General features: G+C 69.7%; 15 protein-coding genes, 1 tRNA gene and 1 pseudogene. 3 read left to right on the top strand and 14 right to left on the bottom strand.

The annotated features are described in order from the left end of the window. Window positions 1-35: 35 nt before the first annotated feature. The 3 genes from FE633_RS29805 to FE633_RS29795 all read right to left on the bottom strand — a co-directional run bounded on the left by FE633_RS29805 (window position 36) and on the right by FE633_RS29795 (window position 4,284). Complete coding sequence (locus FE633_RS29805; RefSeq protein WP_138048274.1) at window positions 36-1,157, bottom strand: ArsR/SmtB family transcription factor; 1,122 nt, start codon at window positions 1,155-1,157, stop codon at window positions 36-38. Window positions 1,158-1,947: 790 nt separating this feature from the next. Beyond that, window positions 1,948-2,024, bottom strand: a tRNA-Arg gene (locus tag FE633_RS47455). Between the two features lie 25 nt (window positions 2,025-2,049). After that, on the bottom strand, window positions 2,050-4,284 hold the full coding sequence (locus tag FE633_RS29795; RefSeq protein WP_138048273.1) for an ATP-binding cassette domain-containing protein: 2,235 nt from the start codon (window positions 4,282-4,284) through the stop codon (window positions 2,050-2,052). Window positions 4,285-4,347: 63 nt separating this feature from the next. Between FE633_RS29795 and FE633_RS29790 the strand changes: the two genes are divergently transcribed. Then, window positions 4,348-5,298, top strand: a complete 951-nt coding sequence (locus FE633_RS29790; protein WP_138048272.1) for a helix-turn-helix transcriptional regulator — start codon at window positions 4,348-4,350, stop codon at window positions 5,296-5,298. Between the two features lie 29 nt (window positions 5,299-5,327). Here FE633_RS29790 and FE633_RS29785 read toward each other — a convergent pair whose 3' ends face one another. Further along, complete coding sequence (locus FE633_RS29785) at window positions 5,328-5,462, bottom strand: FAD-dependent oxidoreductase (RefSeq protein WP_138048271.1); 135 nt, start codon at window positions 5,460-5,462, stop codon at window positions 5,328-5,330. A gap of 180 nt (window positions 5,463-5,642) precedes the next feature. On the opposite strand from FE633_RS29785, the pseudogene FE633_RS48745 reads away from it, so the two are divergent. Further along, window positions 5,643-5,855, top strand: a pseudogene (locus FE633_RS48745) (sulfite exporter TauE/SafE family protein); the annotation flags it as partial. A 19-nt stretch (window positions 5,856-5,874) separates the two neighbouring features. On the opposite strand, the gene FE633_RS29775 reads toward FE633_RS48745, so the two are convergent. From FE633_RS29775 to FE633_RS47895, 9 genes are all read right to left on the bottom strand, one after another. After that, the gene (locus FE633_RS29775; protein WP_138048270.1) at window positions 5,875-6,162 is read right to left on the bottom strand and encodes a metal-sensitive transcriptional regulator; all 288 of its coding nucleotides are present in this window, start codon (window positions 6,160-6,162) and stop codon (window positions 5,875-5,877) included. Window positions 6,163-6,312: 150 nt separating this feature from the next. After that, window positions 6,313-7,443, bottom strand: coding sequence for an aminotransferase class V-fold PLP-dependent enzyme (locus FE633_RS29770; RefSeq protein WP_246113890.1), 1,131 nt, complete (start codon window positions 7,441-7,443; stop codon window positions 6,313-6,315). A gap of 387 nt (window positions 7,444-7,830) precedes the next feature. Beyond that, window positions 7,831-8,805, bottom strand: coding sequence for a sulfite exporter TauE/SafE family protein (locus FE633_RS29760; protein WP_138048269.1), 975 nt, complete (start codon window positions 8,803-8,805; stop codon window positions 7,831-7,833). Then, complete coding sequence (locus FE633_RS29755) at window positions 8,802-9,383, bottom strand: rhodanese-like domain-containing protein (RefSeq protein WP_138048268.1); 582 nt, start codon at window positions 9,381-9,383, stop codon at window positions 8,802-8,804. The genes FE633_RS29760 and FE633_RS29755 overlap by 4 nt, the downstream gene beginning before the upstream one ends. Before the next feature lie 89 nt (window positions 9,384-9,472). Further along, on the bottom strand, window positions 9,473-10,858 hold the full coding sequence (locus FE633_RS29750) for an MBL fold metallo-hydrolase (protein WP_138048267.1): 1,386 nt from the start codon (window positions 10,856-10,858) through the stop codon (window positions 9,473-9,475). Window positions 10,859-10,997: 139 nt separating this feature from the next. Next, the gene (locus FE633_RS29745; protein ID WP_138048266.1) at window positions 10,998-12,227 is read right to left on the bottom strand and encodes an NAD(P)/FAD-dependent oxidoreductase; all 1,230 of its coding nucleotides are present in this window, start codon (window positions 12,225-12,227) and stop codon (window positions 10,998-11,000) included. Window positions 12,228-12,417: 190 nt separating this feature from the next. Continuing rightward, the gene (locus tag FE633_RS29740) at window positions 12,418-12,636 is read right to left on the bottom strand and encodes a rhodanese-like domain-containing protein (RefSeq protein ID WP_246113889.1); all 219 of its coding nucleotides are present in this window, start codon (window positions 12,634-12,636) and stop codon (window positions 12,418-12,420) included. A gap of 94 nt (window positions 12,637-12,730) precedes the next feature. After that, complete coding sequence (locus FE633_RS49570) at window positions 12,731-12,901, bottom strand: hypothetical protein (protein ID WP_342791224.1); 171 nt, start codon at window positions 12,899-12,901, stop codon at window positions 12,731-12,733. Next, window positions 12,868-13,104 carry a sensor histidine kinase gene (locus FE633_RS47895; protein WP_212747295.1) on the bottom strand — a complete coding sequence of 79 codons (237 nt, stop codon included), beginning with the start codon at window positions 13,102-13,104 and terminating at the stop codon, window positions 12,868-12,870. Before FE633_RS47895 ends, FE633_RS49570 begins: the two co-directional genes overlap by 34 nt. Before the next feature lie 405 nt (window positions 13,105-13,509). On the opposite strand from FE633_RS47895, the gene FE633_RS47450 reads away from it, so the two are divergent. Further along, entirely contained in the window at window positions 13,510-13,662 is a 153-nt protein-coding gene (locus FE633_RS47450) for a hypothetical protein (RefSeq protein ID WP_171060171.1), read from the top strand. Between the two features lie 276 nt (window positions 13,663-13,938). On the opposite strand, the gene FE633_RS29730 is transcribed toward FE633_RS47450, so the two are convergent. Further along, window positions 13,939-14,826 carry a hypothetical protein gene (locus tag FE633_RS29730; protein ID WP_138048265.1) on the bottom strand — a complete coding sequence of 296 codons (888 nt, stop codon included), beginning with the start codon at window positions 14,824-14,826 and terminating at the stop codon, window positions 13,939-13,941. Between the last annotated feature and the right edge of the window lie 185 nt (window positions 14,827-15,011).

Below are 15,011 nucleotides of genomic sequence, written 5' to 3'. Positions count from 1 at the left end.
CGGGCCCCTGATCCACTTATTAGGCAGATGGCTAATCAGTCGTGCTCAGTCACCTCGCCGTCGCCGTGCAGGAAGCTCTCCAGGCTGGGGGTCAGGCCCGCCACCTGTCCGGGCGCAAGCCGATACAGGACGTAGTAGCCCTCGCGACGGCGCTCCAGCAGGCCCGCGTCCGCCAGCACCCGCAGGTGCTTGGACAGGGCGGCCTCGCTGACGCCGACGAGCGGGGCCAACTCCTGCGTGCTGCGCGGGCGTTCGGCGAGCAGTCGCAGGGCGCGCAGCCGGGTGTCGTCGGCGAGCGCGCGGAGTGTGCCGACGAGCCTGGTCGGCGGAATCCTCGGGCGGGCTTCCCGGGCGATCGAGGAGACGGGGAAGACGAGACCGAGGGGCCACGGACCGTCGCAGTTGACGCGCACGTGCGGCCACACATAGGCGCTGGGGGCGAGTACGAGCGTGTCGTCCGGGCCGATGGCGACCTCGTGGTCGTGCGGCCGCTCCAGCCAGAAGCGTTCGGCCTGCCGGTCGCTGCGCACCTCCGGCCACAGGCCACGGAGCATCCCGTACAGGCCGCGCTGCTCGATCTGGTGTCCGGCCTCACTGACGCCGGCGGCGAGTTCGGGTTCGAGCCGTGCCCATTCCTCCTCGAACGCCTCCCGCCAGTAGCGCTCCAGCATGCTCAGGAACCGTTCGAGCAACGCGCGGGGATCGTCGAGGAGCATCGCGGCCATCGCTTCGTCGCTTTCCCGTGCGAGGCGCTCCCGCAACAGGTCGCGTACCTCCGGTTCGTCCAGCACGTGCGGATCCCTGCCCTTGCCGCCGCCCGGCCAGGGCGTGAGCAGGGGGACGGCGAACTCCAGGCGGACCAGCTCCGGATCCGCCCCGCGCAAGCCGGCCAGTTCGTCTTCGAAGTCCGCCAGTCCGCCGGTCGGCTGCGGAAAGAGAAACTCGGGGAAGTACGAGCGCACCGCGTAGGAGAACGCCTCGATCTCCCGCTTCAGCGCCGGGGACAGCTTGCGCATCGCACGCACCCAGCCGTGCTGGACGGGGTGGTGCTTGGGCTCCACCAGCACATGAAGACTCAGTACGGCTTCCATCGTCGGCGAGTAGGCGAACCCCACCCGCTCCGCACCACCGGCAGGGACCCGGAACACGATCGTCATGACCCGTCATCCTTGCCTCACGGCATCCGCGACGGGAGCCGCGCCGCGCCGCGTTCTCAGCCTTCGGCCTACACCGATGTTGTGAGCGTGTGCAGGACGGCGTCGGCCATGGCGCGTTCGCCGCGCTCGTTGGGGTGGACGGCGGCCGCGTCGCTGTCGGAGATGAGGGGTTCGATCCAGCGGGTGCCGCGTCCGCGCAGACGTCGTGACCCTCGAGGGGCGTGTAGGTGTCGACGTAGTGGGCTCCAGCGGCTTCGGCGCGCTGCTTCAGCATGGCGTTGAGCTGTTCCTCCTTCTCGCGCAAGTAGTTCACGTCGCCGGGCGTGATGAGCAGTTCGCGGCCGCACTTCGACGTCGGAGGGCAGGATCGCGGGGTAGCCGACGACGTAGACCTCTGCCTCGGGGGCGGCGCGTCTACGACAACCGGAACACGCGTCTGACGAAGTGGCTGAACGACGGGATCCCGCCCGCCCAGGTGGCCGAGTGGGCCGGGAACAGCGTTGCGGTGCTCCTGGCGACCTACGCCCGCTGTGTCGAGGGCCAGCTGCCCGACCTGAAGAGGCGGCTCGAAGCTGCCGGAGATCTTCCCGAGCGGCCGTCCGCCGACTGACCTCACGACCGCAGAAACTTCGACACGTATTCGACACGGCCACCCGCAAGAACCCGGTAACAGCCGGACAGCCCCGGAGCCCGCCCTTGATCATCAAGAGGGCGTCCGGGGCTTCGCCGTGTCGGCTGGCATGCAACCTGACCAGCAAAAAGCCCTCCCATAAGGGAGGGCGGAGACTTGCGCCCCCCGGCAGCACTCGATCCTGCGGCCAAGCGCTTAGAAGGCGCCTGCCCTGTTGGCCGGTCTGGGACACGGGCCCCGGGCGGTGCCATGGCGGCAGGATCAGACGGTTTCGTGCAGCGCTTCGGCGGTGGCCGTGGAGGTGATGCCGGCGACGGGTCCCTGATAGAGGATCTGCCCGCCGTGCTTCCCGGGACCGGGGCCGAGGTCGATGATCCAGTCCGCCCGTCGGATGACGTCGAGGTTGTGCTCGATCAGCACGACGGTGTGACCGTGGTCCACCAGGCCGTCGAGGTGGCTCAGCAGGGTGTCGATGTCGCGTAGATGCAGGCCGGTGGTGGGCTCGTCGAGGATGTAGAGGGCCGGGTCGGTGGAGTCCCGGAGCTCCTTGGCGATCTTCACGCGCTGGCATTCACCTCCGGAGAGAGACGTGAGGGGCTGGCCGAGCCGGAGGTAGCCCAGGCCGACCTCGTCGAGGTGGCGCAGCGCCTTCGTGACCGTGTGATCGGAGAGCCGGTCGATGGCGTCGGTGACCGTGAGGTCGTCGATGTCGGCGAAGGACAGCCCGTCGACCCGGTACTGCAGGACCTCGGGCGTGAACCGGCGCCCCTGGCAGGTCTCGCAGACCGTCTCCTGATCCTCCATGAACGCCAGGTCGGTGGAGACGATCCCGAGGCCCTTGCACTCGGGGCAGGCGCCCTCGGAGTTGGCGCTGAACAGGCTGGCTGGGACCTGGTTGTGACGTGCGAAAACCTTACGGATGGGGGTCGCGATCCCGGTGTAGGTGATGGGGGTCGAGCGGCGGTTGGTGCTGACCGGTTTCTGGTCGATCACGACCGCGTCGTGCTGGGTGACGAGTTCGCTCGCGAGACTGGATTTCCCGGAGCCGGCCACGCCGGTGAGCACGGTTGTCACGCCCGTCGGAATGTCCACGGTCACGTTCTTGAGGTTGTTGCGCGTGGCGTCGGCCACGGTGATGTGTCCCCGTGGCGTCCGCGGATCGTCCTTGATGGGCCGGCGCTGTGACAGCGCCGCCGTCGTGGCGGTGCCGGCCGTGCGGAGGCCACGGAAGCTGCCCTGGTAGACGAGCGTTCCGCCGTGCGCGCCCGCGAGGGGCCCGACCTCGATGATCTGGTCGGCGATGGCCATGACGGCGGGGTCGTGCTCGACCACGAGGACGCTGTTGCCCTTGTCCCGGAGCTGCTTGAGCAGCTCGGTCATGGAGGAGATGTCGTGGGGGTGCAGTCCGACGGTGGGTTCGTCGAATACGTAGAGCATCTCGGTGAGGCTGCTGCCCAGGTGCTTGACGGTCTTGATCCGCTGGGACTCGCCGCCCGAGAGCGTCGTGGTGGCGCGGCCGAGGTGGAGGTAGCCGAGCCCGATGGTGATCATCGCCTGGAGTCGTTCCGTCAGCGCGGCCACCACCGGTGCCACGGCCGCGTCGGTCACGCCCGTCATCAGCTCCGCGAGCTCATCGACCTCCATCCGCGCCATCTCGCCGATGGTGTGGTCGAGCACCGTGGCCGCCCGGCTCGCCTCGTTGAGACGGTCCCCGCAGCAGTCCGTGCACACCTTGGAACGGGTGAACTTGGCGAGGGCTTCCTTCTTGCGATCGTTCATGTCGTCGGAGGTGCGCAGGTAGATGCGCTCGAACCGCTCGACGACGCCCTGGTAGCCCTTGGGCAGCCGGTTCGCCAGCGACCCGGCGGACCCGATGCCGTACAGCAGCGCGTCCCGCTCGGTCCGGCCCCAGTGGCGCAGCGGCTTGTCGACGTCGAAGACGCCGATGTCGGCGAAGTTCGTGTACCAGTAACCGTTGACGGCGAACCCGGGCAGCAGGACGGCGCCCTCGCGCAGCGACCTGTCCGGGTCGATGAAACGGTCGACGGCGCTGGCCACGACCTCGCCGATGCCCGAGCAGGTGGGGCACATGCCGGCCGGGTCGTTGAAGGAGAAGTGGCTGGACTCGCCGACGTGCGGTGTGCTCACCCGGGAGAACAGCAGCCGGAGGTAGGTCCAGGTGTCCGTGATCGTCCCGACCGTGGAGCGGGCGTTCCCGCCCAGGCGCCGCTGGTCGATCACCACCACCGGGGAGAGCCCCTCGATCGCGCGGACTTCGGGGCGGGTCCACTTCGGCAGCCGGTTGCGGATGTAGGGCGGGAACGTCTCGTGCAGCTGGTAGCCCGCCTCCGCTGCGATCGTGTCGAACACCAGCGACGACTTGCCCGAGCCCGACACGCCGACGAAGACCACGACTTGTGAGCGGGGCACGTCCACGTCGAGGTCTTGCAGGTTGTGGGTACGGGCTCGCCTGATCCGGATCCTTTGGTTGGACATATTCGGGACCGTACTGCGAGATGTGGACGGAAAGTGGCCGCGACTGTCTGCGACGATGCGGTCATGGCCGACGTCATGCAACGCATCCTCGCTCTGCTGGTCGTGCTGCAGTCGGGCAAGACGTTCACGGGTGAGGAGCTGGCGGCCCGGCTGGACGTCCCCCCGCGCACCCTGCGGCGCGACATCAACCGGCTCCGCGGCTACGGATACCCGGTCGAGGCGCAGCCAGGCCCGGGCGGCTACTACCGGCTCACGGCCGGGCGGGCCATGCCCCCGCTGCTCCTCGACGACGACGAGGCCATCGCGACCCTCCTGGGCCTGGCCGCCCTCGGCGCGACCGGCAACGCGCGCGAGGGCAGCGTCGACGACGCGGCGATCCGCGCCTACGGCAAGGTCGATCAGTACCTGCCCAAGCGGCTGCGCCCCCGCGTGGCTGCGCTGCGCACCAGTCTGGAGACGACGCCGACGCCGACGCCGAGCATCAGTGCGGAGACGATGAGCACGCTCGCCGAAGCGATCACGCACGAGCGCGTCGTGACGTTCCATTACGTCGGCGCGAACGGGACGGCCACCTCGCGCAGGGTCGAGCCCTATCGCCAGATCCACCTGCTCCTGAGGTGGTACCTGCTGGGATGGGACACCGACAAGGAGGACTGGCGCGTGTTCCGCATCGACCGCGTCAGTGAACTCCAGGCGCAGAGCAGGACGTTCGCACCGCGCGCGCTGCCCGCGGGGACCGGCGTCGACTACCTCCGCCAGGGCATCAACAGAAAACGGCAGCGTGTGGTGGTGACGATCGACGCCCCGATGACGGAGGTGGCGGACGCGTTCGCGCATGAGGACATCGACCTCACGGCGGCCGCCGGAGGCGGGACCCACGCCGTCCTCATGCTCGACTCCTGGCAGTGGCTCCTGCCGCGTCTCGCCTTCCTCGACGCCGACTTCCGCGTCGAGGAGCCCGCGGAGTTCCGCGAGGTGTTGCGGCGGTTCGGCGCCCGCCTCGGCCGTCAGTGACCGGCCGGCCGTCCCGGCGGCGTGCGACATCACGAGCCCGACAGTTCGAGGAGAACCCGGACGGCGGATTCCAGCGCGTAGTTCATGGACCCGCCATTGGGCTCGTGGGAGGTGTGCTCGCCGGCGAAGTGGATCCGTCCCTCCGGGCGCCGTGCGTGCTCCATCAACGCGTGGTGGCCCAGCGCTCCTCACGCGCTCCCCAGCAGCGCACGCTCCATGCAGGGTGTGGGGGCGCGGGTGTGGGCGGTGCGCGTGCATCGGCGGTACGTCCTCAACGAACGGCAGCGCGTGCTTCTCGAACGGCTCGCAGCCGGAGAGAAACCCGGAGCCTGGGCGCCGGGAGAACGGCCAACTCCCTGGCCGCGCCGACGACGCGCGCCGGTAGGGTCGAGGGGCTGGACCGGGCGGTCGTCGGGTCGTTCGTCAGGGCCGCGATCCTCGGTGCGTGGGAAGGGAAGCGGCTGGCCACGAAGGTATCCGGGCACACACTTCAACGGATCTTCGCTCTGGTGCTGCCGGCGGTGGTGGCCTTCATGCTGATCGACGCCGTGCTGTGACAGCCGCCGCGGCAGGCTCTCACGCCAGCGACAGGAACAGTTTCTCCAGCCGGGCGCGCATCGCGTCCGTGTCCTCACCGTTCTTCCGACCGGAGTCCATGTCCGCCACGCACTGCTGCAAGCCGGTCGCGATGATCGCGAAACCGGCCCGGTCGAGCGCGCGGGAGGCCGCGGCGAGCTGCGTGACGACGTCCTCGCAGTCCCGTCCCTCTTCGATCATCCGGATCACGCCGGAGATCTGACCCTGCGCGCGGCGTAGCCGGTTCAGCACGGCCTTCAGGTCTGCGCCCTCAAGTTCCAGTTCCACGATCACTCCTCGAAAAATACCCCTAGGGGTACTATGCGTCCCTGTTCGGGGCGGCGTCGACCATTAAGGATCACATCTGTCACGACCAACACCCGACTTCCGTCACCCTTGGCGCCGTCCGGGCCTGCACCCGGTTGCACGAGCTCACCGTCATCCGACGTCTCTGCTCCAGGGCCTGCGGCGGCAGCGAGCCCGATTGCGAGTGCACGGCCTCCTCTCATATACCCAGTGGGGTATATCGCTCAACCGGTGCCGTTCCGGTTTTGTTCCAGGCAGACGGGCGGCAGCGGGAACCAGCGCATCCGCTCGAAGTCGGCCGGCAGCCCGGTGGGGCCGTCGTCCAGGCGGCCGCGTCGATGGCAAGCAGGCGATGGCCGTACGGTCCGGCGCACGAGCAGCCGCCACGGGCCTGGACGCCGAACAGGTCGTTGAGCAGGGCGACGACATAGTTGTGGTGCAGGTAGGAGTGATCGCCGTGACGGATGCGGAAAGAGATGATGGACAGCCGCCGGGCATGGTGGTTGCCGAGGATCTCGATCCGCGGATTGCTGTCCCAGCGGCCAGAGTCTCCCGCCAGTGGCGCTCCTCGGCGGCCTGGATCGTGTCGGTGCCGACGGCCTGTTTGAGGGCGAAGACCAGCCCGGCGCGGATGGACTCGACGATGGCCGGGGTGCCGCCCTCCTCGCGCGCGACCGGGTCGTCGAGATAGCGGTGACCGAGCGGGTCGACGGAAGCGACGGTGCCACCGCCCGGCGCGGTGGGCACCCGGCTGCGGATCAGTTCGCGGCGTACGACGAGGACACCCGGGGTCTGCGGGCCGCCGACGAACTTGTGCGGTGACAGGAAGAGCGCGCCCTTGTGATCGCTCATGCCGGGCTCGCTTTCCTTCAATCGGATCGGCACGTACGGGGCGGCCGCCGCGTAGTCCCAGAAGGAGAGGGCCCCATGCGCGTGCAGCAGCCGGGCGATGCGGTCGGCGTCGGTCAGGATGCCGGTGACGTTGGAGGCGGCGGAGCAGCTGCCGATGCGCAGCGGCCGGTCGGCGTACTGCCGCAGTCCCGCCTCGAGCCGGGCGAGGTCGATGTGGCCGTCCGGGGCCTCGTCGATGACCATGACGTCGGCGATCGACTCACGCCAGGGCAGCTCGTTGGAGGGATGCTCGTACGGCCCCACGAAGACCACAGGGCGCTCGGCCTCGGGTGGCTGCTCGGGGCGGCGCAGCTCCAGAATGCCGACCAGTTTGTTCACCGCCGCGGTGGCGCCCGAGCCGCAGAAGATCACCAGGTCGCTGCTCGCCGCCCGCCGGGCCGGTGTCCCCGTCCTGGGCCGGCCCCTGCCGCGGCAGGTCGCGGACCGCCCCGTCCGACAACCCGGTGCTCTGACGCCGTCTGGAACTTCTGGGCGACCGGGAGTATCTGCGGATCCTGGAGTGACCCGGACCGGTGTCGAAGTTCAGAAGAAGTGGGAGCTCTTCCGTGACGGGTCGGCGGGCTCGGTACCGCGCTCGGTCAGGCCGGCCTGCAGGAGGAGCAGGCGGGCCAGGTTGCGTGCCTCGTCGGCGGTGAGCGCCGCCCAGACTCCCGGCTCAGCCCCTGGTCCGGACCCACGTCCAGGGTGACCCGGCTGATGGGGCGGTCCGCGGCTGCGAGCCGTAGGCAAGTTACGTCGCTACGTGTCGCGCAGTGGCGCGGTGGTGCCATTGCTCCGCACGGTCTCAGCAGGGATGGGGCGCGAGACAGTCCGCCCGCTTGCGTCGTCCGACGGCGCCGAGGCGTTGCCTGCCCGTTCCGGCGTTCGTCCGTCGGAGCCACACAACATGTACCAGCTGAACACGACCCCCGCCGCCGCGGCCACGGAGGCCCACGTCCAGGGGCTCGTCAGCAGGGTGTGACGCAGGCCGGAGCTGATCTGCCGGCCGAGGACTGACACGCCCATGACGGCGACGAACCAGCCGAAGGACTTGCGCAGGGCGTCCTGCGGGATGCGTCCGGCGAAGCGGCCGCCGATCAGGCTGCCGACGACGGCGGTTGCCGTGACGAGGGCCGCGAACCCCCAGTCGATGTGCACGCTGGCGAGGTAACCGGCCAGGCCCGCGAAGGACTTCATGGAGATGACCAGCAGCGAGGTGCCGACGGCCACGGTCATCGGCAGTCCGCCCAGCAGGGCCAGGGCGGGCACGACCAGGAAGCCTCCGCCCGCGCCGACCAGTCCGGTGATCAGGCCCACGACGATGCCTTCCAACAGTACGTGGAACACGGGCAGTTCGTGGTGGACCTTCTTCGGCTGCCGCTTGCGTCCCCGGATCATGGCGACGGCGGTGGCGATCATCATGAGGGCGAACGCGAGCAGCAGGACGCTGCCGGGGACGAACTCGGCCAGCCGACCGCCCGCGTAGGCGCCGGTCATGCCGGCCAGACCGAACAACAGACCCGTACGCCAGCGGACGCGTCCGGCACGGGCGTGCGAGACGACCCCGGCGGCACTGGTGACGCCGACGACGAACAGTGAGGTGGCGATGGCCTCCTTGGTCTCCATTCCGGCCAGGTAGATCAGGATGGGCACGGTCACGATGGACCCGCCGCCGCCCAGGACGCCGAGGCCGGCCCCGATGAGCAGTGACGCGGCGATGATGACGGCGATCACGACGAATCCCGCAGGGCGGCGACGACGGTGTCGACGTCGGTGCGCGGGCCGCGGTTGTAGGGCAGCTTCGACAGCAGCATGCCCATGGCGCAGGTGTTGGTGAGCGCGGCGATGGCCAGGCCGGCCCCGACGGCCGTACCGATCAGGTGCAGTCCGGGCAGGAACAGGTCCGCGATGCCGCTCACCAGGACGAGGGTGCCGGCGACCAGGCGCACTTGGCGCTCCAGGTCCCAGCGTTCCGGGCCGCGGGTGAGCGGGCCTCCAGCGGTCTCCCACGCCGTGACGCCGCCGTCGAGGACGCGCAGATTGGGCAGTCCGGCTTCAGCCAGGGCCTGTTCGGCCTGGGCGGCGCGGGCACCGGAGCGGCAGATGAGTATGACGTCCTCGTTGAGGTGGTGGAGCAGCTCCGCCCGGTGCTCGCGGAGGGTGTCGAGGGGCACGTTGTAGGAACCGGGGATGTGGGCGGTGCGGAACTCGCCGGGCGTGCGCACGTCCAGCAGGCGCGGGCCCTCCCCGTCCCGGGTCAGGTTGCGCAGAGCGGCGGGATTGAGTCGTGGTTTGTCGGCGTGGGTGGTCATCGGGGCTCCTTGTCGCCTTTGAAGCGTTGTCTTGACGGGGGTGGGCGGCGGCCGATGCCTCGGGGCCGCCCGCCCGGGGGTGGGGTGGATCAGGCGTCGGCCGGTGCGGGCTGGGCGAGCCAGGCGCCGTAGCCGCCGAGCAGGTCGGAGACGTCGGTGCGGCCCTTGTGTCGCAGCAGGCTGGCGGCGATGGAGGAGCGGTGGCCGCCCGCGCAGTGGACGACGAGGGGCCGGTCGGCCGGGATCTCGTCCACACGGCGGGCGAGCTCGGGCAGTGGGATGTGCAGCGAGCCGTTGATGAACCCTTCTTCGCGTTCGGCGGTGTTGCGCACGTCGAGGACGAGCGGGGGTTCGTCGCCGTCGAGCGCCCGGCGCAGCTCGTCGGCGGTCAGGCGGCTGGCCTGGCGTATCTCGTCGGCCAGGGCGGGGAAGGCGCCCTCGGGTTCCCGCAGGTACCCGCCGACCTTGTCGAAGCCGATACGCGCCAGCCGGGTGACGATCTCCTCCTCGCGGTCCTGGGGCGCGACGACGACGACCTCCTGCTCGGGGGCGACGACCATGCCGGCCTGCTCGGCGAAGCGGCCGTCGGCGGGCACGTTGACCGAGCCGTTCAGGTGCCCGGTGGCGAAGTCCTGTGGGGAGCGCGCGTCGACGACGACCGCACCGGCCGCGCCGTGCTCCAGGAACTCCTCGGTGGACAGCGGCCGGGGTGGGTTGGCCGTGTCGAACAGGCTGTGTTCCTTGCGGTTGAGGATGGCGTCGTAGACGAAGTAGGCGGGCGCGGAGGGCTGCCCGACGGTGACCAGCTCGACGAAGTTCTCCTCGCTCATGGGGCGGCAGGCGTAGTTGGTGGCGCGCTGTTCGCCGATGGTGGACTGGCGGCGGGTGGAGAGGTTCTTGCCGCAGGCGGATCCTGCGCCGTGGGCGGGGAAGACGCGGACGGCGTCGGGCAGGGCCATCAGCTTGTTCTGGATGGTGTCGTAGAGCATGCGGCCGAGTTCGTCGGCGGTCGCGCCGAGCGAGGCGAGCAGATCGGGCCGGCCGACGTCGCCGATGAACAGGGCGTCGCCGGTGAGGACGCCGTAGGGGAGCGTGTCGTCTGCGTGCTCGTGGACCAGGATGCTGATCGACTCCGGGGTGTGGCCGGGGGTTTCGAGGATCTGCAGCTGGACGTCGCCGAGGCTGATCCGCTCTCCGTGGGACAGTTTGCGGATGGGGTACTCGGTCTCGGCGCGCTGCCCGTAGCCGATCCAGGCGCCGGTGCGGTCGGCCAGCTCCAGGTGGCCGGCGAGGAAGTCGGCGTGGAAGTGGGTGTTGAGGACGGCCTCGATGGTGAAACCGTGGGTGGCGGCGTCGGTGAGGTACTCGGAGACGTCGCGGCGTGGATCGACGACGACGGCCCTGCCGGTGGCCTCGTCGGCGATCATGTAGGACGCCTGGGAGAGGCAGTCGAGGTAGTACTGGGCGAAGAACATGGTTGGGCGTCCTCCAGGTCGGAAGAGTGGATTCTGTTAATACCCGTGGGGGTATATGGGGGCGTCTGGTTCGCCCGGTTCGAGGCGTGGGGTGGGGCGGGTTGGTCGGCCCGGGTCGGGGGATGCCCGGGCCGACCGGTCAGAGGCGGCCGGTGAGCATGCCGTGCCAGTACACCGGCGGCAGCCCGTACCGCTTGAACAGCCACATCGTGCGCCGCTCCTTGAAGGGGCCGAGCAGCGGGAACGTGGGTGTGGGGTGCAGGTCGTAGTCGAACTCGGCAAGCAGCATCCGGTCGCGGGCGGTCACCAGCGGGCAGGAGGTGTAGCCGTCGTACCGGTGCGACGGAGAACGGCTGTTCATGACGTCGAGCAGGTTGCCGGCGACGACCGGTGCCTGCTTGCGTACGGCCGCGCCGGTCTTCGAGGTGGGCAGGTTCGCGACGTCGCCGAGCGCGAAGACGTTGTCGTAGTACGGGTGTTGGAGCGTGTGCTTGTCCGCGGCGATGAATCCCTGGGGACTCGCGGGGTCGGCGAGCGGGCTCGCTTTGACCCAGTCGGGCGCGCTCTGCGGCGGCACGGCGTGCAGGAGGTCGTAGCCGATGGTCTCCTTGGTGCCGTTCGCACGGTCGGTGACAGTCACTGTGCGGCCGTCGCCGTCGACGGCGGTCATCTCCGAGCGAAGCCGCACCTCGATGCCGTAGCGGGCGGCCACCTTATCCAGGACTTGTGACCAGGCGGGCACCTTGAAGATCGCCGGGTCGGGCATCACCAGGATGATGCGGATGTCGTCCAGGACCTTCTGCTTGCGCCAGTGGTCGGCGGCCAGGTAGGCGATCTTCTGCGGGGCGCCGCCGCATTTCAGCGGGGTGACCGGGTGAGTGAAGACGGCTGTGCCGGAGCGCATCCCCTGGATCAGCTCCCAGGTGCGCGGGGCGTACTCCGGTGCGTAGTTGCTGCTCACTCGGTCGTGGCCGACGGCCTCGGCGAGGCCGGGTACGCCGTCCCAGTCGAGTTGGAGACCGGGCGACATGACCAGGTACTCGTAGGTGAGTTCGTCGCCGCCGGACAGGGTCACCGTGCGGGCCTGGGGGTCAACGGCCAAGGCGCGGCGGCGGATCCACCGTACCCCGTCGGGTATGACGGACCCCTCGGCGCGGCGGGTCGTGCGCAGGGGGGCCTGGCCGCCTCCGACGAGGGTCCACAGCGGCTGGTACCAGTGGGTGTCGGACGGTTCGATCAGGGTGATGTCGGTGACGCCGGCGCGGCGCAGACGGGCGGCGACGCTGATGCCGGCGCTGCCGCCGCCGACGACGGCGACGCGGTGTCGGCCGACGATCGGTGCGTCGGAGGGTGAGGGGGTGGTGGCCAAGGCGGTACTCCTTCCCAACTGGCCGATGTGCGGATTGTGGGTGGTCTTCAGTGGGTGGTGGCTGGTGGTCGGTGGCCGCAGCGAAGGCTGAAGGCGGAGTCGTTCAGGCTGCGTGCTCGTGGTGTCCGGCGTGGGCCCATGCCCCGGTGCCGCCAGTCACGGAGTAGGCATCGATGCCGCGGGAGGTCATTCAGCCGGCGGCGGTCCTGCTGCGGTTGCCGCTGGCGCAGATCACGAACACCGACCGGTCGGCGGGCAGCTCGTCGCACCGGGCAGGCACGGAACGCAGTGGCATCAGCCGCGCGCTCGGTACGTGCCCGGCCGTCTGCTCGTCCGCCTCCCGTACGTCGATCACGAGCCCGCCTTCGGCCCAGGCCGCGGCGAACGCCTGCTGCGTTTCACGAGCCACTTGTTGCCTCCTCAAATACCCCCGGGGGTTTCTTCTCGCCGAGAGTACGGCGGCTGAGGGTGGGTCGTCAAATACCCCTGGGGGTATTTGCCCGTCAGGCAACACGCGGCTCCGTGCCAGGGGCGGGAATGAGCCGTGGTCCCCGTGACTCGGCCCTGGGCAGCCGGAGGTTCATCCGCGTCCCGCCGCCCGGTTCGGAGTCGGCGGAGACCGTTCCGCCGTGGGCGGTGATCAGCTCTTTGGCGACGGCGACGGCGACGGCGATGCCGATGCCGCTGCCGCCTCTGGCGCGGGTGCGGATCCTCGCCAGAGACGGTCGAAGACGTACGGCAGCTGGCCGGCGGGGATGCCCGGACCGGTGTCGGCCACCTCGACCAGCGCTTCGCCGGGGCGTGGCGTCTCCTCGGCCTTGCAGCTGCTGATCACCCCGACCGCGACGGCCGGGTCCGCCTCACCTACTTCACCCACGAGGCCACGAATCGCTGGCTGGGGTACGAGGAGGTGACACGGTACGCCGAGACCCTGCCGGAGACCGTCGCGTGGATCGAGCGGCCACTGGCCGGATTTTGTACCGCACCGCCTGCCGGGCGCTGGGGGTGTCCGAGTCGTGGTTCTACAAGTGGCGGGATCGTCCGCCGATCGCGCGTGAGGTGCGCCGACAGCAGTTGGCCGAGGAGATCGAGGAGTATCTTCCACGGCTCGGGTGGCGCCTACGGCTCGCCGAAGGTGTTCATCCAGCTGGTACGCAGAGGCTGACGAGTGTCGGTGAACACGGTCGCGAAGGTCATGGCCGAACTCGGTCTGGCCGGACGGAAGATGCGTCGCCGCCGGTCGCTGACGAGGTAGGGCAAGCGGCCGGCTGCCACGGACTTCGTGCGCCGGGACTTCACCGCCGAGCAGCCCGATCCCGTCCGGGCGGGTGATCTCACCGAGATCGAAACCGGCGAGGGCAGGCTGTATCTGGCGACGGTCATCGACCTGTTCTCCCACCGCCTGCTCGGCTTAAGCGATGGCCGCCCGTCATGACGCCGACCTGGTCGTGGCGTCCCTGAACATGGCCGCGGCCACCCGTGGCGACGTGCGCGGCGTGATCATGCACACGGACAGGGGAAGCGAGTACTGCTCGCGGCGGTTCAGGCGGCCTTCCGAAGGCTCGGCACCGTTCAGTCACGTGACTACCGAGCCGCCCTCGCCGAGGGACTGGCCGCATAGATCGTCTCCACGCTGCGAGGGGATTGACACTCTTCAAGCTCCCCAATCTGCTGGGGGCAGTGCTCGGGGGCGGGGAACGCCTTTCACTGTTCAATCAGCGGTGGCGTTGGAACTGCGCACGGCGCCGCCGCTGGACGGCGCGGACGACACCGAAGCGTTGGAACTGGAACTGGAACTGGAACTGGAGCTGGAGCTGGGACGAGAACTGGTATCCGGCGCCGCGCTCGCGTCCGGCGCGGCAGAGCCGCCCGTCTGCGACGCCGCGCCACTGGACGCACCTGGGGTGGGTGTGCGGCGGTCCGCGGGGCCGGGGGTACCGGCCGTGCCACCGCCCACCGAGGTTCCCCTGCCCGGCTCGTTCTTGACCACGGCTGCTACCGGCTTGCCCATGATCAGCTCCACCGAGGTCACCGTGACCATCGCCAGGGCGAACACCAGGCCCGTGGCCAGGGCGTACTTCTTCCAGCCGATGGACCTCCGGAGGGAGCCACCCCGATAGGTGGTGACCGACTCAGCTTCGGAGGGCGCGGAGGCCGCCGTTGTCCCGCGGTGCTCATCATCCGGGCCACCGGGACCGAAGGGCGGCATCGCGTCAACAGCCGTAGCTTCCGCCGGTAAACCGAATGCCGCCCGGGCGTCCGCGCGGTGCTCCGCCCGCTCCTGGCCCGGCGTCCTCGGCACTCCTACGGCCGGCACTCGGCCGCGGATCCCCTCGCCCGTCCGTCGGAAAGCATGCGAGAAGACGGCTGCGCCTGTCGTGGCGCTGGTACTGATCACGGCGGCGCCGATGATCGTCCCGGTTACCCCCAGCAGGGACGCCAGCACCGCGCCCACCACAGTCGCGAGTGCGCTCGCTACTACCTGCACAAGAGTCAGGTCGAGCACCTTGCGCTTGGGCGCCCGTTTTTCTTCTCTGAGATTCTCCATCAATATCCCTTGATAGTTCTGGAGCCCGGCAGCCATCGGCTCCGTGACCATCGGTGTGATGGCGGACGGCAAGGACCGAGCCGGGCAACAACTCGCCGGCCACTGCGTGATGGCCGGGCTTGTCCCGCTCATGGCGGCGTCAACGGGAGGGTTGATGGAGGTCGGGCTGATACGCGCCGGCCCAGGCACGGGTTCTGCAGGAGCAGTTGAGCGTGCGTAGGCCCCGCCTCCAGAAC

Source organism: Streptomyces montanus (assembly GCF_005786655.1).
In the GTDB taxonomy this organism is placed as follows: domain Bacteria; phylum Actinomycetota; class Actinomycetes; order Streptomycetales; family Streptomycetaceae; genus Streptomyces; species Streptomyces sporangiiformans.
The sequence above is the reverse complement of the archived record's forward strand: the minus strand, read 5'-3'. Positions and strand labels throughout refer to the sequence as shown.

Coding starts and splice junctions, on each gene's coding strand:
- FE633_RS29730 (WP_138048265.1), bottom strand. CDS start 14,826: ATGGTCACGGAGCCGATGGCTGCCGGGCTCCAGAACTATCAAGGGATA.
- FE633_RS29805 (WP_138048274.1), bottom strand. CDS start 1,157: ATGACGATCGTGTTCCGGGTCCCTGCCGGTGGTGCGGAGCGGGTGGGG.
- FE633_RS29755 (WP_138048268.1), bottom strand. CDS start 9,383: ATGACCACCCACGCCGACAAACCACGACTCAATCCCGCCGCTCTGCGC.
- FE633_RS29785 (WP_138048271.1), bottom strand. CDS start 5,462: ATGGAGCACGCACGGCGCCCGGAGGGACGGATCCACTTCGCCGGCGAG.
- FE633_RS29750 (WP_138048267.1), bottom strand. CDS start 10,858: ATGTTCTTCGCCCAGTACTACCTCGACTGCCTCTCCCAGGCGTCCTAC.
- FE633_RS29795 (WP_138048273.1), bottom strand. CDS start 4,284: ATGTCCAACCAAAGGATCCGGATCAGGCGAGCCCGTACCCACAACCTG.
- FE633_RS29790 (WP_138048272.1), top strand. CDS start 4,348: ATGGCCGACGTCATGCAACGCATCCTCGCTCTGCTGGTCGTGCTGCAG.